This is a genomic window from Clostridium chromiireducens (genome assembly GCF_003575225.1).
In the GTDB taxonomy this organism is placed as follows: domain Bacteria; phylum Bacillota; class Clostridia; order Clostridiales; family Clostridiaceae; genus Clostridium; species Clostridium chromiireducens.
In genome coordinates, this window is the sequence record NZ_QXDJ01000003.1 from 23410 (window position 1) to 42653 (window position 19244).

General features: G+C 28.6%; 17 protein-coding genes and 1 riboswitch. Of the genes, 13 read left to right on the forward strand and 4 right to left on the reverse strand.

What is annotated here, in order from left to right:
- Positions 1–249: 249 nt before the first annotated feature.
- The 5 genes from D2A34_RS11405 to D2A34_RS11425 all read left to right on the forward strand — a co-directional run bounded on the left by D2A34_RS11405 (position 250) and on the right by D2A34_RS11425 (position 4926).
- A complete protein-coding gene (locus D2A34_RS11405) occupies positions 250–915 on the forward strand; it encodes an amino acid ABC transporter permease (protein WP_119366686.1) in 666 nt (221 codons plus the stop codon).
- Entirely contained in the window at positions 896–1573 is a 678-nt protein-coding gene (locus D2A34_RS11410) for an amino acid ABC transporter permease (RefSeq protein WP_079439250.1), read from the forward strand. Before D2A34_RS11405 ends, D2A34_RS11410 begins: the two co-directional genes overlap by 20 nt.
- Before the next feature lie 11 nt (positions 1574–1584).
- Positions 1585–2334, forward strand: coding sequence for an amino acid ABC transporter ATP-binding protein (locus tag D2A34_RS11415; protein ID WP_119366687.1), 750 nt, complete (start codon positions 1585–1587; stop codon positions 2332–2334).
- 22 nt (positions 2335–2356) lie between these two features.
- Entirely contained in the window at positions 2357–3226 is an 870-nt protein-coding gene (locus tag D2A34_RS11420; protein ID WP_079439248.1) for a cysteine ABC transporter substrate-binding protein, read from the forward strand.
- A 479-nt stretch (positions 3227–3705) separates the two neighbouring features.
- Positions 3706–4926, forward strand: a complete 1221-nt coding sequence (locus tag D2A34_RS11425) for an EAL and HDOD domain-containing protein (RefSeq protein WP_079439247.1) — start codon at positions 3706–3708, stop codon at positions 4924–4926.
- Positions 4927–5225: 299 nt separating this feature from the next.
- Here the strand turns inward: D2A34_RS11425 and D2A34_RS11430 are convergent, their stop codons facing one another.
- Positions 5226–5867: an aldehyde dehydrogenase family protein gene (locus D2A34_RS11430; RefSeq protein ID WP_079439246.1), complete on the reverse strand. Its 642-nt coding sequence runs from the start codon at positions 5865–5867 to the stop codon at positions 5226–5228.
- A 540-nt stretch (positions 5868–6407) separates the two neighbouring features.
- Here D2A34_RS11430 and D2A34_RS11435 point away from each other — a divergent pair.
- The 3 genes from D2A34_RS11435 (at position 6408) to D2A34_RS11445 (ending at position 8627) form a co-directional block, all read left to right on the forward strand.
- The gene (locus tag D2A34_RS11435) at positions 6408–7199 is read left to right on the forward strand and encodes a pseudouridine synthase (protein ID WP_079439245.1); all 792 of its coding nucleotides are present in this window, start codon (positions 6408–6410) and stop codon (positions 7197–7199) included.
- Between the two features lie 393 nt (positions 7200–7592).
- Positions 7593–8036: a PIN domain-containing protein gene (locus D2A34_RS11440; RefSeq protein WP_119366688.1), complete on the forward strand. Its 444-nt coding sequence runs from the start codon at positions 7593–7595 to the stop codon at positions 8034–8036.
- Positions 8037–8327: 291 nt separating this feature from the next.
- Complete coding sequence (locus D2A34_RS11445) at positions 8328–8627, forward strand: SoxR reducing system RseC family protein (RefSeq protein WP_079439243.1); 300 nt, start codon at positions 8328–8330, stop codon at positions 8625–8627.
- Positions 8628–8690: 63 nt separating this feature from the next.
- On the opposite strand, the gene D2A34_RS11450 is transcribed toward D2A34_RS11445, so the two are convergent.
- Both D2A34_RS11450 and D2A34_RS11455 read right to left on the reverse strand, forming a co-directional pair.
- Positions 8691–9329, reverse strand: coding sequence for a trimeric intracellular cation channel family protein (locus D2A34_RS11450; protein ID WP_242966004.1), 639 nt, complete (start codon positions 9327–9329; stop codon positions 8691–8693).
- Between the two features lie 169 nt (positions 9330–9498).
- Positions 9499–9585, reverse strand: a riboswitch (glycine riboswitch).
- Positions 9586–9750: 165 nt separating this feature from the next.
- Positions 9751–10515 carry a DeoR/GlpR family DNA-binding transcription regulator gene (locus tag D2A34_RS11455; protein ID WP_119366689.1) on the reverse strand — a complete coding sequence of 255 codons (765 nt, stop codon included), beginning with the start codon at positions 10513–10515 and terminating at the stop codon, positions 9751–9753.
- A gap of 161 nt (positions 10516–10676) precedes the next feature.
- Here D2A34_RS11455 and D2A34_RS11460 point away from each other — a divergent pair, with 161 nt between their 5' ends.
- Both D2A34_RS11460 and D2A34_RS11465 read left to right on the forward strand, forming a co-directional pair.
- Positions 10677–11462, forward strand: a complete 786-nt coding sequence (locus D2A34_RS11460) for a Cof-type HAD-IIB family hydrolase (protein WP_079439240.1) — start codon at positions 10677–10679, stop codon at positions 11460–11462.
- A 423-nt stretch (positions 11463–11885) separates the two neighbouring features.
- The gene (locus D2A34_RS11465; RefSeq protein WP_079439239.1) at positions 11886–12440 is read left to right on the forward strand and encodes a 3D domain-containing protein; all 555 of its coding nucleotides are present in this window, start codon (positions 11886–11888) and stop codon (positions 12438–12440) included.
- A gap of 215 nt (positions 12441–12655) precedes the next feature.
- Here D2A34_RS11465 and nrdJ read toward each other — a convergent pair whose 3' ends face one another.
- On the reverse strand, positions 12656–14749 hold the full coding sequence (gene nrdJ / locus D2A34_RS11470; protein ID WP_079439238.1) for a ribonucleoside-triphosphate reductase, adenosylcobalamin-dependent: 2094 nt from the start codon (positions 14747–14749) through the stop codon (positions 12656–12658).
- 499 nt (positions 14750–15248) lie between these two features.
- Between nrdJ and D2A34_RS11475 the strand changes: the two genes are divergently transcribed.
- From D2A34_RS11475 to D2A34_RS11485, 3 genes are all read left to right on the forward strand, one after another.
- The gene (locus tag D2A34_RS11475; protein ID WP_079439237.1) at positions 15249–15614 is read left to right on the forward strand and encodes an ArsR/SmtB family transcription factor; all 366 of its coding nucleotides are present in this window, start codon (positions 15249–15251) and stop codon (positions 15612–15614) included.
- 20 nt (positions 15615–15634) lie between these two features.
- On the forward strand, positions 15635–18064 hold the full coding sequence (locus D2A34_RS11480) for a heavy metal translocating P-type ATPase (protein ID WP_119366690.1): 2430 nt from the start codon (positions 15635–15637) through the stop codon (positions 18062–18064).
- Between the two features lie 230 nt (positions 18065–18294).
- Positions 18295–18969 (forward strand): polysaccharide deacetylase family protein, encoded by a 675-nt coding sequence (locus D2A34_RS11485; RefSeq protein WP_376747038.1) that lies wholly within the window; start codon positions 18295–18297, stop codon positions 18967–18969.
- Positions 18970–19244 lie beyond the last annotated feature (275 nt).

A 19244-nucleotide genomic window follows, 5' to 3' on the forward strand; every position in this document is an offset into this window, starting at 1 on the left:
TTTTTGAAAGTAAATAATTACGAAAACAATATCATAATTTGCTAAAGCGTTAAAAATATATGGTATTTTTTAAATATTTGCTAGCATAATATCGAAAAACTAATCAAATGTTTAATAATGAATAAGAAAAATTAAAGAAATGATAATTCATATACGTTGGATTGACAAACAAGGAAATAGTTGTTAATATATAAGTATTCCTAGTGGGATTGTATGAATTAAATGAAAGTAGTAAAAGGTGATAGATGAATGAATATCGACTGGAATTTTGTAGTGACTAATTTACCTTTGTATGAAAAAGCTGCATGGCTTACATTGAAGTTGGCTTTTGCTGGCATAATTTTATCACTGGTAATTGGGCTACTATGTAGCATAATATTATATTTCAAAGTGAAGGTGCTTGATATTATAGTACAAGCTTATATAGAACTTTCAAGAAATACTCCGCTTCTTGTACAAATATTTTTCCTATATTTTGGATTGCCAAAACTGGGTATAAAAATGAGTGAAAGTACTTGTGCAATAATTGGACTAGCGTTCTTAGGGGGAAGCTATATGGCAGAAGCTTTTAGAGGTGGTGTAGAGGCTGTGAGCAAGACACAAGTTGAATCTGGAGTTAGTATTGGACTTTCAAACACTCAACTTATTAGGTATGTTATAATTCCTCAGGCCTTTTCAGTAAGTATGCCTTCAATAAGTGCAAATTGTATATTTTTGTTAAAGGAAACCTCGATTCTTGGAGCCATATCCATAATGGACCTTACAAATTTAACAAAAGATTTAATAGGAATGTATTATAAGACATTTGAATCACTAGCATTGTTAGTTTCGATTTACCTTATTATGATTCTTCCTTTATCAGTTATGTTGTCTTGGTTAGAAAGGAAGGTGCGATATGCAGAATTCGGCAATTAACGTTATTTTTCAAGAAAACAATATTAAGCGTTTATTTGAAGGTTTATTTGTAACAGCAGAGATAGCTTTTATATCTATTATTATAGGCTCTATCTTAGGAATACTTATTGGTTTAAGTAGAACAACAAAATATAAATTAGTATTGCTTATAAACAGAATTTATCTTGAAGCGTTTAGAATAATACCAACTTTGGTTTGGCTGTTCGTCTTCTATTTTGGAGTTACCACAGCATTAAACATAGATCTTAGTGGAGAAGTAGTATCTATAATTGTATTTACCCTTTGGGGAGCGGCCGAAATGGGGGATATAGTAAGAGGGGCACTTCAATCATTGCCAAAACATCAAATTGAATCTGGTAATGCGTTAGGCCTAAATTACTATCAAGTTTATAGGTATGTACTTATACCTCAAGCTATAAGACGAATGATACCGGGAACTATTAACTTGGCTACTAGAATGATAAAAACCACCTCGCTTGTAGTATTAATAGGTGTTATAGATGTGGTCAAAATGGGTCAGCAAATTATTGAAGCTTCAAGATTTCAATTTCCTACTGCATCTTTCTGGATTTATGGTTTTATATTCTTCTTGTATTTTATAATATGTTATCCGCTATCCAGAATATCAAAAAGACTAGAATCAAAGTGGATTAATTAGGAGGAGCATATATGAATAAGAATAATAATCCTGTTTTACTTAAAATACAGGATGTTCATAAAAAATACGATGATAAAGAGATATTAAAAGGAATAGATTTAAGCCTTCATAAAGGAGAAGTTTTAGTTGTTCTGGGACCTTCAGGTTGTGGTAAAAGTACTTTCTTAAGATGTTTAAATGGTCTTGAGAAAATTCAAGGTGGAGATATTAAATTTAAAGACCAAAGCTTTACAGATAAAAATGCTGATTGGCAAAAAATACATGAGGAAATAGGTATGGTATTTCAAAACTATGAACTATTTCCTCATATGACTGTTATCGAAAACATACTTTTAGGTCCATTAAAAGTTCAAAAGAGAAATAAAGCTGAAGCCCTTGCAGAGGCAGAGCAACTTTTGGAAAAGGTTGGACTTTTAGATAGGAAAGACTCGTATCCTCGTCAGCTTTCTGGAGGGCAAAAGCAAAGAATTGCAATTGTTAGAGCATTATGTATGAATCCAGAAATTATTCTTTTTGATGAAGTTACTGCATCTCTTGATCCAGAGATGGTTAGAGAAGTCCTAGATGTTATACTGGGCTTAGCTAAGCAGGGGATGACTATGGTTATTGTAACTCATGAAATGGGATTTGCAGAAGCAGTAGCAGATAGGATAATTTTTATGGATGAGGGAAAAATATGTGAAGAATCAGAACCAAAAGAATTCTTTACGAATCCAAAGACTGAACGTGCTAAGCACTTTCTAAATATATTTCAATTTTAATTTAATAAGGGGATGACAAACTATGAAAAGCATAAAAAAAATAGTAGCAGCATTACTTTTAAGTACTGTAGTAGTTGGAGGTTTTGCAGGCTGTGGTAATTCAGCGCAATCTAATAAGGGTGATAATAAATCTGCTTCAAGTTCTATAGAAGATATTAAAAAACGTGGAACAATAAAAATAGGTGTATTTAGTGATAAAGCTCCATTTGGTTATGTAGATTCAGAAGGAAAAAACCAAGGTTTTGATGTATATATTGCAAAAAGATTTGCAAAAGATCTTCTTGGTGACGAATCAAAAGTTGAATTTGTTTTAGTGGATGCAGCAAGTAGAGTATCTTATTTAGAATCTAAAAAGGTCGATATAATAATGGCTAACTTTACTGTCACAGATGAAAGAAAAGAAAAAGTTGATTTTGCAAATCCTTATATGAAGGTATCTCTTGGAATTGTTTCGCCAGATAGTGCTAAAATAACTTCAGAAGATCAACTTAAAGGTAAAAAGGTTATAGTTGCTAAAGGAACAACTGCTGAAACTTATATGACTAAGAGTCATCCAGATGTTGAGTTAGTTAAGTATGAACAGTATTCAGAAATTTTCCAAGCTTTAAAAGATAAACGTGGTGATGCTATATTAAGTGATAACACAGAAGTTATAGCATGGGCTAAAGATAATGCAGGATTCTCTGTTGGTGTACCATCACTTGGAAGTCAAGACACAATTGCACCAGCTGTAACTAAAGGTAACACAGAACTTAAAGATTGGATTAATAGTGAACTTGAAAGTTTAGGTAAAGAAAATTTTGTACACAAAGCTTATGATGAAACATTAAAATCAGTTTATGGTGCCGAATTTGAAGATAGCCTTGTAGTTGAAGGTGGAAAAATAAAATAATTAAAAATAAGGATGTGGAATGCTATGCAAACCGCATCCTTATTTTTTACTTATATAATTTCAGTGGATTATTGTAATAAAAATTTCTAATTATAAGAAAATAGTATAAGCTAAGATGACTAAGCAGCAAAATACTAATATACACAGAATGAGTAAGTATGAAATATTTTTTTTATATAAATTTATTTTATCAATTAATTTGGTAAATTTATGTGGTATAATAATAGAATAATATATATATTTAGTATATATATGGTTTATAAGTTTTAAATTGGTAGAACGTGTAGTTGAATAATTCCGTTTTTTATGAATCATGCCTGATTCTCTATATATAAGTAAACAATTACAAAATCGCATAAGCTTGGAATTATTCTAATTTATTTTCCTAGATTAAAATAATAATGGATTACATAATGCGTAATATTAATGAGCAAATAATCTAAGGGAATAAATATTTTAGGTGAGAGGTGTTCAATAATATGGATGTATATGTTGCTAGACAAGCGATATTTGATATTAACAAAGAAGTAATTGCCTATGAGGTACTTTTTAGAAATAATAATATTGATAATGAATTTATTTCCATAAAAAATGTAAACCCTACTCTAGATGTAATCAGAAATAGTTTTTTTGTCATAGGTATCAATAAAATTACCGGAGGAAAGAAAGCCTTTGTAAATTTTGACGAAGAACTTATAAAATCAGAAATTATTGAAAGATTTTCAAAAGATCATCTAGCAGTGGAAGTATTAGAGTCAGTAAAACCTGATTATGTAATTATTGATTGCTGTAGAAGGCTTAAAGAGAAAGGGTATATAATTGCACTAGATGATTTTAGTTATAATGAACAATTTGATAAATTAATGAAATATATTGATATAATAAAAGTTGACTTTCTTGTCACAAAAGGTAAAGAACGAAAAGAAATTATAAGTAAGATAAAAAATACAAATATTAATATTAAATTTCTTGCTGAAAAAGTTGAAACAGAAGAGGAATATAGGGAAGCATTAAGTTATGGCTATTCATATTTCCAGGGATATTTTTTTTGTAGGCCAGTAATAATATCGGGGAGGGATGTATCTGGCTACAAGTTTACGTATATGAATTTAATAAATGAATTAAATAAAGAAACTGTAAATATAGAAGTAGTTGAAGCATTGGTGAAAAGTGATGTTTTTTTGTCATATAAATTACTTAAAGAGGCAAATTCAGCGTATCACTATATAAAAAGAAAAATAGTATCAATTCGAGATGCTATAATGATTATTGGAATTAATGAATTAAAGCGGTGGATTTTTATTATTACACTTAAACAAATAGGAGAAAATAATATAGATGAACTTGTACGAATGTCTTTAATTAGGGCTTCATTTATGGAAGTGGTAAGTAAGAAATTTCATTTAGATATACCAGCGTTTGACGCGTTTTTGACAGGGATTTTTTCTTTGATTCATGTACTTCTAAAAATGCCAATAGAGAAAATTTTAATTGATCTGCCAATATCTTCTGATGTCAAAGATGCATTGCTTGGAAAAAATAACATAATTCTAGAGCTGTTGGAATTAACTATTGAATATGAAAAAGGAAATTGGATAGAAGTAAATAAACTAATTAAAAAATTTGAACTTAATGAAGAGTTTGTAGGAAATTGTTACTTAAATTCAATCATAAATCTTAAAATTTTAGAGGAGATATAAATGGCCTGAATTTAAGAGTTTATAAATAAACTAAAGGATACTATGGATGATAAGATGAATCTACTCAGAGAAAAATTTTCGCTGAGTAGATTTTCTGTTTACGATAATTTAAAGAGAAAATTAAAAAGACCCCATTGGGGGTGAATAATTTTAATTCAAAATGAGTGAAAATATAATGTATAATTCAAATAACTTTTACAACTAAAAATTTCTATTTCAATATTTTAGTCATTATATATTTCACCCATAACTATATGAGAAAATCATATTTTAACTCTATAGCTACCATTATCAACATATTAAAGAGCTATCTTTTCTGAATTAGTATCAATAGCAGAAATTAGAGTAATTTTCTCGTGCTCAATCATTATATTTGTATTTTCAATACTAGGTTCTTTTACAGTAACAATAAGATTTTTAGGACCATTTGCAGTTTCGATAGCATTATTTATAACTTTAATAGCGTGAGCGAAAACATGTTTTGCAGTCTTATTTGATGAAAATACAACTGCATTTCCAGCTCTAAGCATTGAAATACTGTTATTAATTATAGTTTTGATTGGATTAGATGATGGTGTAACGACTCCATTAACTGTAAAAGAATTTTCTAAATTATTAAATTTATTATTTGAAGTTAACATTGCTTCATGATATTTATCATTTTCACTGTTAGCTAATGCATTCATATTTTCACAAAGAAGATCATCATATGAGTTAGTACCTATCTGTTTGCAAGTCATTAAACTGAGTTCTTCAATGTGAAATTTTAATTCTTTAATAACCGCATTTATAATGTCGTTTCTTCTTGAATGGCTATATTTAGAATATTCTTCACATGCCTCATAAGCTGAATCAATAGCATCGTTCATAGTGTCAAATACCCCATAATCACCTTGTTTATCAATAATAATTGCATATTGGATTGGTTTTTTTACTATCATCATATTATCTCCTTATCATTATATTACTTAATAATATTTAAATTTAATTCCGATAAAATACTCTACACTAGATCATTGTGCAAATTAAAGTTAAAAAATTAACGTTAATAATTTAACAATAATATTGAAAAAAATATAGAAATACTTTATTATTATTATATTAACTATTATAACAATGTGTTACTCACTATTCAAGTGTTTGTTGAGAATTTTCTGAATTTTATTTTTGTGTGTTAAAAAACTAACTATACATGATATTGTATTAAAATTTAACGTATAATTATTTTATTGATAAATACTATTTTAACAAATTTAGCTGCAATAATATAAGGTAAGTTTATTTTTATTTGTATATATGAGGATTTTATTAATGGTGGCCATGGATAATTGGGGATAGGAATATGGAAATAAGATTTTTTACCCAAAATATATTGGTTTAGATAAGTTTATGATATACTAATAGAAGTCTTATTATATAATAAGAAACTAACTTATTAAATGAGCAATAAAAGAGATTTTACAAAGGAAGAGTAGTAATATATGAGATTAGATAAATTTTTAGCCGAGTCTTCTATTGGAAATAGAAAAATGGTTAGAAACTATATTAAAGATGGAATGGTAAAAGTAAACGGTGATGTGAAAAATGAGCCAGCAGTAGAAGTTAATAAAGATTATGATGTTATTGAATATATTGATAAGGTGGTTTGTTATACTGGAAAAGTATACTATATGTTTCATAAACCAGCTGGCTATATAACAGCAAGAACTGATGAGGTTAATAGAACAGTATTTGATTTCTTCAATGGTATAAATATGGATGGAGTATTTCATGTGGGCCGATTGGACAAAGATACAGAAGGTTTGTTGCTACTTACAAATGATGGTGAGTTTGAACATCAATTGATGTTTCCAGAAAAGCATGTTGAAAAAACTTATTTCTTTTGGGCATTTGGTTCTTTAAATGAAGAAGAAAAGAAAAGATTAGAACAGGGAATTGATATTGGACAAGGTAGTAATGAAGTGTTTACAAAACCTGCAAAAATACAAGTAAAAAGATTTGGAATGTATAATGAACTCAAAGGTGAAATGCCTATTAAAAATTTATATAATATTGACTCAAAGAAGTATGAGCAACCAGTTATTTCTGGATATCTTACTATTTCAGAGGGACGTAAACATCAAGTGAAACGTATGTTAAAGGCAGTGGGATGTTATATTGTATATTTAAAGAGGATTTCAATTGGAGGATTAGTTCTAGATGAATCACTGGAAAGAGGTCAGCATAGGCCATTGACAAAAGCTGAAGTCCAAAAGATATTAGGACCTGTGTAATGCAAAACTCATTCCTGTTCTAAACAGGATCGCTAAGGTTTTTAGTACAGAATGGAAGACTGTGTGGTAAGTAGAACGTTGCAGAATGATTACAAAAGATAGTTGTGTTGACTATCTTTTTTTGTATAAAAAATAAATAGTATTCTGTTAGGTTTTAAAGTAAAAAAATTAGTATGAATTTATTTGATTTTCATTCATTTCTCATGATATAAAACTAATTAGATCTATAAAATAATAATAAAGAAATAGTAGAAATGAAAAGGATTTAATGTTAAAATATGATAAAAATGATATTAATATTATCAGCAATATTTGTAGAGTAAGGATACTTATTTGCTTTTATGGAAGTATAATAAAGGAAAATATATATTAAAATTTATAGGGGTAATGAATATGAGTGAGTTTTTGTTGGATACTAATGTTATAATATTGCTTTGGAAACAACATCCTTTTGTTATTGATAGACTTATAGAAGAAGATAAGCTTAAAATATTAAGAGAAGTGAGCCAAGAACTTATTTTGAGAAAATGGAAAGACTATAAAAAAGAAGGAATATTATCGGAAAGATTTTGTAAATTACTTAAATGTATTATACAGGTTGATGAGAGGAATATCAAGGAATTCTACAGAATGTTAGATTTAAAATACTCTAGTCAAGATGATTCTTATTTTGATAATACAGAAAAGTTGTCTGAAAACGATTTGTTACTTTTGTATGCGTGCTACTTAGATGAAAAGTTTATATTAGTTACAGAAGATAGATATTTATATAAGACTGCAAAGTATATATTAGGTAGTGATAGAGTAATAACAGTTAATATGTTAGTAGATAATTAAATACAGATGGTATAAACAATAAATAAATATATCATGCAGTGGGACATTACTTTTAAAGTTTATGAAATTATTAATCAAAAGCTTAAAGCAGTTTATGGCTACTTTAAGCTTTTGAATTTTTAGTTATCACAAAATAAAAATACGATGAATCAAGAGAATAATATGTAAAATTTGAAAATATGATTATATTAAAAGAAAGTAGTAGATAAAAAATTGAGAGAATTAATAATTCATAGTCTTTCATTAATTTCTTGTATAAAATAAATTTCATTATTGTAGGAGAAGATGAACATGAATATTGATAATAAGAAAGAGAAAACAGATGAAAAGAATAATAAAATTCGGTTGAAAAGAAAAAAAACTAATATGTTATTAGCAGCTTTCATGATTTTTATTTTTCCTATAATTGCTATATTTATAGGTGCGTTTATAGGTAGTTATATTGGGAATTTCATTGAAGTTTCTACTAAAACATCAGAAATTATAGGTGGAGTGATTGGATTTGTGTTATCAGCGGTCATAATAAAATTATTTGATAAACATTCTAAAATAGATGAGAATTTGGAGAAAATTTATTGGGACGATTTATAAGAAATAGTTTGTCCTAAAACAGATTAGTAAAAAATAATCTGTTTTAGGACATAAAGATTAAATCTAAAGTTTTGTAATGACTGGAAGGTTTAATTTTTTCATATAGCAAATCATTCGGATAGAAAAGATAGTAATTAATGATATATGTTGTGCAACATGAGTACCCATGACAGGATACAAGAACCATAATAAGAGTGAACCTAAAATGCCAGCGACACAATAAATATCAGTTTTAAATATTTCAGGTTTTCTGTTTGTAATTATATCTCGAAGCAGTCCGCCGCCAACGCCGGTTATACTTGCAGCAAATAGGAATAACATAAGATTGTGTCCTCTTTCAATCGCTTTAATTCCAGAAGAAACAAAAAAAGCAGAGAGTCCTATTGCATCTATTATGACGAATAAAGTATTATATTTCACTTTACCACGAAGTATAATAGGAATTGTTGCCCCCAATATAATAAAAGGGATGGTCGTGTAATTTGAAAAAAACAAAGGAATCCCAACGTTTGTAACAATATCACGAAGAACACCACCTCCCATGGCTGTTATGGTGGCTAACATATATATACCGAATAAATCAAATTTTTCATCTATTGCAACATAAGCACCAGATGCTGCAAAGGCAAAGATACCTAGATATTCTAGTAGGGCTATATCATACATAAATAAATCATTCCTTCCAATTTGTATTTTACGCACAATAAAAAGAGGCGAATTGCATAAAACAATTCGCCTCTGTTATTGTACCTGAAAGATTCTCTTTATAACTTTTACATTCAAAAAATAACTAGCTGTACGCTTCTTTATTTTATTCTGTATTTCAAATCAAAAGATTGCTTCTTGGGTGTCATTAGACTTTCCAGAGTTTCGTCAGAATTCGGTCCTTTTGCCTGAGAGTTTGTTGCGACTTCACCTTCGGCGCTGCGTGTGTTGCAGGCTCTCCCCAATTCGTCATACGAGCACTATAAATTACTTAAATTATTATAATTAAAATTCTACTGCATGTCAACAAAAATGAGATTAACATAAAATGATTGTGAAATTGAATAAGATACTTCAAACTAGTAGCTTGAAGTATAGTTCATAATATTCAACCCTCATTATACATAAATTTTCAAAGTTATTTTAATCTTACATTATATTGCTCGAGCAAAGCCATTATTGTATTACTTAGTGGAGATTCTGTAATAATGCTATAAAAATCTGTTATATTTGAAAAATTAATAATTCCATCTAAGTTGAATCGTTCACTCGGTGCCATTAGATATAATTCCTTTGATATGTTCATAATAGCTTTTTTCGTTCCTGCATCTTCAGAAAGCCCAGTACTAATACTGCCATCTCTAAGGTCAATCCCATTACATCCAATAAATGCCTTGTTACATCTATATAATTTAATTTGTTCGATAGAATGAGAACCTATATTTCCGCCCACAAGAGGATTATAATCTCCGCCTATAAAAATGACATGCATCTTCGAATCTAATTGAATCATTGATGATATTTCAACCATGTTTGTGATTAAAGTAATATTTTTATTATTTTCTATAAGTAATTTTGTAAGAAAATATGATATGCTTGATGCATCTAAAAATACTGTATCTCCTTCATTTATCAGTTCATATGCTTTTTTTGCAATAATTTCTTTTAAATCTGTATCAATTTCAACTCTTTTAAATAAACTCTCATTATGTGCTATGGTGCGCTTCATATTAATAGCACCTCCATAAGTACGTTGAAGTAAATTATCCTTTTCTAGAACCTGAAGATCTTTTCTGATCATACTTTCACTAACCTGAAATTGTGTGCTTAAATCTTTAACTAATACTTTTCCCTCTTTTTGTAATATATCTAAAATATGTTTGTGTCTTTCTTCGATAAACATAGTTTCCTCCAATTTGTTATTGTTTATTTCTATTTTAACAATATATGTATTAGAATGCAATTAGATCAATTGACAAATGAGAACGAATGAGATAAAATGATATTAAACTATAACAAAACAGACTAAGTGAGAACGAATTGTTATAAAAGGAGGATGCAAATATGAAAAGAGCAATATTTTTTGATATAGACGGAACTATATTAGACTGCTTAAATGGAATAATAGATATTACTCCTAGAGTAAAAAAAGCTATACGTTCATTGCAATCAAATGGGGATTATGTGTTTATTGCGACGGGTAGACCATATGCTTTTTTGAATGAAGTTATATGCGATTTTGGTTTTGATGGTTTTGTTCTTACAAATGGAGCATATGTAAAGGTTAAGGAAAAATGTATATATAAAGAAAGTATTAGTAAGGATTCTATTAAAGAGATGGTGTGCAATTTTGAAAAGTTGAATATTCAACATATATTGCAAGGAGAATTATATTCTTATATTAAAGATGAGTATAAAGAGCTGCATTCATTTTATGATTCCTTTAGCATATCTAAGAAATATTTAGAGGGGAATTATAATATTGGAGATGTTGATATATATAAAATTGAAATGTTATGTAGTGATAAAAGCGGAGTAGATTACTGCTTATCATTAGGTAAAGGAGATTATGATTATATTCATAATGTGAAAGAAGGATCTTTTGAATTGTATTCAAAATCAAATACAAAAGCTTCAGGAATTATAAAAGTACTTGATTACTTAGATATCCCAGTACAGAATAGTTATGCATTTGGTGATGGAAAAAATGATATTGAAATGTTATCTTCTGTTGGATGTGGAATAGCAATGGGCAATGCCGAAGATTATGTTAAGAGTTATGCTAAGAAAATTACAGATACGGTACAAAATGATGGAGTAGCTTTAGAAATAGAAAAGTTTATTTTATAAAATAAAGGTATATGTGGATTTTAAAGTTTGGAATTAATAGCTTGTACTTAATTATAAATTAAGTACAAGCTATATTTATAATTATATGACACTAAAAAATGGATGCTTTATTAGAATATTCAACAGCATTTCATTTATTTGTAGCTAATTAATTTATGACTTTATTACCATAATATATGTAGATAACTGTTATAAATAGCCGTTTTATATGAAATTCTGAAAAGTTTATCAAGTTATAACAGAAATTACTTTTGCAATTATATAATTCATAGTCTACAATAATCAAATACCATATCGGTGACTAATGTAGTATAAATATCAAACCAATAGAGGCTACAAATAAAACACAAGGAGTGGTTGTAGGTGTTTAATAAATTAAGATGAAACATATTAATTGTACACATAGTATTAGCAATATGTTTAATGAGTCTTGGAACAGATTATTTCAATATGGGGACAAAAAACATTGTAATAAATAAATTTGCTGCAGGCAAATACGAAGAAAGTTCTAAGATAGATAATTCTGATATTAATGAGAATCAGAATCCAGCAGAAAAATATACTGAGACGGTATCAAATAATAATATAGATAAAGCATTAAAAGAGCCTGAAAAGGTTCAAATGTTGTCAGAAAAATCTCAAGAAACTCAAAAAACTTTAGGTAAACCTATTAAAGCCGAATTAACTGCATACTCAAATGATCCTAGATGTTCAGGACAATGGGAATCACAAACAGCGATGCAGACTAAAACGAGAATAGGTGTTATAGCGGCTCCATCAAAAATACCTCTTGGAAGTAAAATTTATATTCCAGAGTTAAAAAATTATAAAGCCGATGGTATGTTTGATGTTGAAGATAGAGGTGGAGCAATTAAAATTAAGAAAGATGGTACATACGTAATAGATGTGTGGGTATCAACTTATGAAGAAGCAGTAAAATTCGGAAGAAAAAAGACTACAATTTACTTAGTGGAGTAATATTGTGAGTTGAAATACATATACGTTAAAATATAATTCTTGAGTAGAAAATTTAATTATTTAGTATATCTTGAAAATGTTGGATTATATTGAATCATTAAAATTATAAAATGATTAAAAGTTTTAGCCAGTATCTTAGTATTAAGAGGCAGGCTAAAACTTTTTATTATTGTATTTAAATATATTATTAGTTTTTTACAACAAAATTTTATACATTATCGTATTGGGCAAACTCCATTTGCACATTCCTTATCAATTATTTCATGTTCTTCATCATCATCAAGTTCTGCTAATAATTCATAGTCGATTGGTTTAATATTTTTTATACGCGCGTCATAATCTTCTTTTGTTGTAGATTCATAAGGTAGAAGAGGGTAGGTTTCATCCATTAATGGTAAGAACGTTATTCCAACTACATACTCAAAGTTCTCATACAACCAATTTGCAACAGCGTCCCATTCATCATCTTTTACATGTACAGTAATTGACGTATTATGATCGGTCCAATTTAACATTGATAATTTATATAGTTCGAGTTGTTCTATAGCTCCAACATCATATTTTGTTTTACCTTCAGGAGCTTTTATTGGGAACTCTATAACTTTTGTTGTACAATTCTCATCAGGTTGACCATTCTCATTAAAAATAGGGTAACATTTTAGTTTATCTATCATTTTATATAGAGGATCAGATGTAGAAATTCTAACTCTTCTAATATAATAATTTGAGTGGGAATAGTGTATACCAGAACTTACACATGGTAGAGTAGAAAGGGATCCCTCAGGCTTTATTGTAGTCATAAGCTCAGGTGTCGAAATTCCAAGTTCTGTACAATATCTTATACCTTCACTTCTAACTACATTTCTTAAATTATTAAGTAACGGACCTAGTTCGTCATAATTCATGTTAAGTTTGTTAACCATATCCATCATACCAGTCAATGAAATTCCGATAATTCTATCTGATTGCATTACTTCATTCCAGTCTGGTAATTCAACATCAACTAAAGTCATTCTAATAGCCACTCTTGTAGATAATTTTATTATTTCTTCTAAATGTTTAATATCTAATCTATTATTCTCATCCACAAAAGTTACTAAGTTATTTGTAGATAAGTTACAACATTGATGAGAATTAAGGAGGATTTCGCCGCATGGGTTACACCCTTTAAACGTAGCTTTTCTCTTTTTAGCCTCACTTGCATTAATAAATCCTGGTTCGCCGTTTATTTTTATTGAATTTAATATTTCTTTTATCTTATCTAAAGATGGTTTTTCTTTATATAAAACAGAATTATTACTCATTTTTCGATGAGAAACTTCTAAGTTCTCAATCCAATTTCCATCAACTATTTTATAAAGGTTGCTTTTAGCATTGATAACATCATTATCATCTTCATCGCAAATAATCATCATCGCACTTCGTCTAACACCGCCAGAAACCACATTTTCACTAATTATAGTTGATATATCAAGGACATCTATTGATTTTAAGCTGCCATCTGTAAGTCTATCAAAAACTTTGTTAATCTTTTCAAACATTCTCTTAAGCGATTTGTGGCCAGAAGCTCTTCCGCCAAATCTTTTTAGTCGCTCACCTTCAGGTCTAACATAGCTATAATCAAGTATTATTTTTTTGATATTTATATATTCTTTAGATGTAACTAAATTAAAATAAGTTTCTAATGCATTACACCAGCCTTCTTTACTATCGCCAATTTTTATAGTTGCACGGGAAGAATCATTTTTATCCAAAATAAGCTTAGTATTCTCCATGTATTCTTTAGGCATATATTTATGAACATCCTTGGAATACTCGCCTCCTAGAGATACTTTTCTTATTATAGGCATATTAGAAATTAATTCTTTGTCAATTCTAACACCTACACCTGAGCCAACCATAAGAAGGTAAAATACATCAACAAAATCATGAAATTTTTCAATCATTGTGAAGGAGCAGTTATAGTTTGAAAGCGGATATTCTTTTACAATATCTGTTCCTCCCATATAAAGAGTTCTTCCAGAAGTAAAAGTTCTTAAATTAAACAAATTATCAAATAGAAGTTCAGCCTCCCTTACTTCATCTTGCCAGTTTATGTTTAATCCATTTTTCTTTTTGAAATTTATGCCAAGTTCAATATTATATTCTGTTGTCCTAAGAACAGTTTCAAACCAATTTTCTCTTCTTTTTTTATCTTCTAAATATCTTGAGTAAGTTCTTAAATAAACAAATTCACCTATATTGCTTAAGGGATTATTTTTTGCTTCACTATATTTGTTTAAAAATGCTTCTGATAATATTACATTCATATATATTCCTCCAGTTTTGCTGTATAAGGTCCTAAAAATTACTTATGTATCCTATTATTATTTCTAGTTATAATATCTGCAAATAAAAAAGATACTATTATTTTAATATATTTAAACCAAAAACACAATATCTTGTGTTGATAAAATGACGAAATACTATATATAGGTTTGTCCTACTTCTTTTTGATACTATTCAATTGTATATATTATATCAGTCCTTTGAGTTCACATTTTATAATAGGTAAGCCACATAGAATGATGGCTTCGAAAGAAATTCTATTATTAATTGTTTAGAATTAAATATAAGGGGAAAATAGTTATGAATTTAAATAATTTTAGAGAATCAAGGGTAATTAATGTATATCATATTTAATCAGATTAAATTTTTCTTTTGGCAAAACTGAAAATAATTATCAATTCTATTGACAAAGTAAATGAACTTTGCATATAATAAACGTATGAATAGATATTCATATGTTCAAGCGAAGAGGTGACGAGTGTGGAAAATAATAATATTGAAATTTGTAATTGCACGATAATTCATGAAGATATAGTTAATAAAGTTAAGCAATCCATACCTGAAGAGGAGACTCTTTATGATTTAGCTGATTTATTTAAAGTTCTTGGTGATTCAACAAGAATAAAAATATTATGTGCACTATTTGAAGCGGAAATGTGCGTTTGTGATATAGCAGCACTTTTTGGAATGACTCAATCAGCTATTTCACATCAGCTAAGAGTTTTGAAACAAGCAAGACTCGTAAAATACAAAAAGAATGGTAAAGTAGTCTATTATTCATTAGATGATGAACATGTTAAGAGTATTTTTGATCAGGGGTTGATTCATATATCAGAGAAAAAATAGTTTGATTGGGGGAATAAATTATGGCAAGTAATATAAAAATAGCTAGCAGTCCTGTTAAAGCTCAATTATCGAATAAAAATAATGTACGAAAAATAAAAAAAGAATTTATTTTAGAAGGACTTGGATGTGCAAACTGCGCAGCTAAAATAGATCAAAAAGTAAATGAATTAGAAGGAATTAATTCCGCCAATGTAAATTTTCTTACTAAAACTTTAACATTAGAGATAAAAGAAATTACAGGGATAGAAGAATTAATAAAAGTTGTTACTAATATTGTAACAAGTATTGAACCCCATGTTAAAGTAAAAGAAAAAGTAATAGAAAAATCTTTAAGAAAAGAGATTTTACTTGAAGGATTATGTTGTGGCAACTGTGCTGCTAAAATTGAAAGAGAATCAAATACTATAGATGGTGTGAAATCAGCATTAGTAGATTTTATATCAACAAAACTAATTATAGAAATAGAAGATTCTTCAAAACAAAATGCTATTATAGATAATATTAAAGGTTTAGTTAAAAGAATTGAACCTGATGTAAAAGTAGTTGTTATTGACGATAAAAATAATTCATTAAAAAGCAAAGAGGAAGAAGCAGAAGAAGAGAATAATAAGAGTGAAATAATTAGATTTGCTATTGGTGCTTTGATTTTTGGAGTAGCAACTGCTATGAAGTTTCCAAGTGTAATAGAACTAGTATTGTATTTGATAAGTTATGTACTCATAGGAGGAGAAGTAGTTTTAGGCGCTTTAAGAAATATACGCAGAGGTCAAGTGTTTGATGAAAATTTCTTAATGAGTATAGCAACAATTGGTGCATTTGCAATAGGTGAATATCCAGAGGGTGTTGCTGTTATGCTTTTCTATCAAATAGGAGAAATGTTCCAAGATATGGCGGTTAATCGTTCAAGAAAATCTATTTCAGCTCTGATGGATATTAGACCAGACTTCGCTAACTTGAAAATAAATGATGAGATTAAAAATGTAGATCCAGAAGAAGTTAAGATAGGTGATGTTATAATAGTTAAACCAGGTGAGAAAGTTCCTTTAGATGGTAAAATAATTGAAGGAAATTCTATGGTTGATACTGCTGCATTAACAGGTGAGTCAGTTCCTAGAAAAGTAGGAGTTGGAGATAGTATTTTAAGTGGAGTTATTAATAAAAACGGACTTTTAACAATAGAAGTAGAAAAAGAATTTGGAGATTCTACAGTTGCAAAGATACTAGATTTAGTTCAAAATGCAAGCAGTAAAAAAGCTCCAACAGAAAACTTTATAACAAAGTTTGCAAGATATTATACTCCAGCTGTTGTTTTTGCAGCTTTGGCACTAGCAGCAATTCCACCACTTGTAATTGATGGCGCAACATTTTCTGAATGGGTTTATAGAGCATTAGCATTTTTAGTAGTATCTTGTCCTTGTGCTTTAGTTGTATCTATACCTCTTGGTTTCTTTGGAGGAATAGGCGGAGCGTCAAAAAATGGAATATTAGTTAAGGGTGGAAATTATCTTGAAGCTTTAAATGATGTTGAAATGGTTGTATTTGATAAAACTGGAACACTTACTAAAGGTATATTTAAAGTGACAGAAATAAAACCAGAAAATAATATTTCAGAAGATGAACTTGTAGCTTGTGCGGCTTATGCAGAAAATTATTCTAACCATCCAATAGCAACTTCTATATTAAGAGCTTATGGAAGCGAAATAATCAGAGATAAAATAAAAGACTATGAAGAAATATCAGGTCATGGAGTTAAAGTTATTCTGGACGGTAAAGAAGTACTGGCTGGTAATTATAAATTAATGAATAAAGAAAATATAACTTATAAGCAAGTAGAAACTATTGGTACTGTGGTGCATGTTGCTATAGATAAAAAATATGCAGGATATATAGTTATTTCTGATGAGGTAAAAGAAGATTCAGTAAAAGCAATAAAAGCATTAAAAGATATTGGAGTTAAGAAGACAGTTATGCTCACAGGTGATAATAAAACTGTTGGAACTAAAATTGCTAAAGAATTAGGATTAGATGAAGTTCATGCTGAATTATTACCAGACCAAAAAGTAGAAAGACTTGAAGTTTTATTTAAAGAAAAATCACCTAAAGGTAAGATAGTATTTGTAGGAGATGGAATAAATGATGCTCCAGTTTTAGCTAGAGCTGATATTGGAATAGCGATGGGTGGTGTTGGTTCAGATGCTGCAATTGAAGCGGCCGATGTTGTTATAATGACAGATGAACCTTCAAAAATTGCTTCAGCTATAAAGATAGCAAAGAAAACAAGAAGCATAGTAATGCAAAATATAGTTTTTGCTTTAGGTGTTAAGGTTATAATATTAGTTCTTGTAGCCTTTGGACTTGGAACTATGTGGGAAGCAGTATTTGGAGATGTTGGAGTAGCACTACTTGCAGTATTAAATGCTATGAGAGCCATGAAGGTAGAGAACATGTAAATATTCTAAAAAATGCAGTCATATTTTTTATGGCTGCATTTTTTATTAGAAGGTATATGATTAATTCTATAAATAAAAAAAGTAAAAATGCAAACAATATGAACTAAGAACTTCTACTATAAAAAACTAATGTACATAGGAGGAAAAAAGTGAAAAGTAAACTAAAGTGTATTATATTTATTTTTTTTAGCTTGTTAATTACTTCAATAATTAATGAGAATAACAATTGTATTTTTGCGGCAGAGAATAAGCCTTGCTCGGAAAATGATTGTAGTGTTGATGAAAATAAAAAAATAATATATCTAACATTTGATGATGGACCTAGCTATAAGGTTACTAATAAAGTATTGGATATATTAAAAGATAATGAAGTAAATGCAACTTTCTTTTTAATTGGCAATCAAATTGAAGGCAAGGAAGACGTAGTAAAAAGGATATATGATGAGGGAAATAGTATAGGACTTCATACTTATACTCATAATTTCAGAAGAATTTATTGTGATGAAGATAAATTTATTCAAGAGATGATTGATTGTCGAAGTGAAATACAGAAGGTAGTTGGAATTTCACCAAATATTATTAGATTTCCGGGTGGAAGCTGTAAGCATTTAAGTAAAAGTTATTTAAATAAATTACACGAGAATGATTTTAGGGTATATGACTGGGATTTGGATAATTGTGATGGATTAAACCCGCAGGATTCTCCATATAACTTATACAGAAAAGCTATAAAGGGAAGCGATAAGATGAATAATATTATTTTATTGATGCATTGCACAGATATGAACAGAAATACATGCCAAGCACTTCCAAAAATAATAAAATTTTATAAAAATAGTGGATATGAATTTAAAACTATTACTGAAGATACAGCAGAATTATATTTTCCATTAAAAAATAAATAATTATGTTGTTTATGGTTGATTAAAATAATAATATAATAAATAGAAAAAGATAGCATTAATGGGTTATATCCTGGTATAATGCTATCTTTTTTGAATTATAGTTGATAAAATATATAAATTGAATGGCTAAAATTAATTTTGTAAATTAACAAAATACTATAGATAAAAACAAGCCCAAAAATAGATGGCTTAAGCCATCTATCTTTAGAAATTACCAATTAACTTAAAGGAGTTAAATATAACTTAAGTGGAATAATTCTTTTAATGGGGAAGGT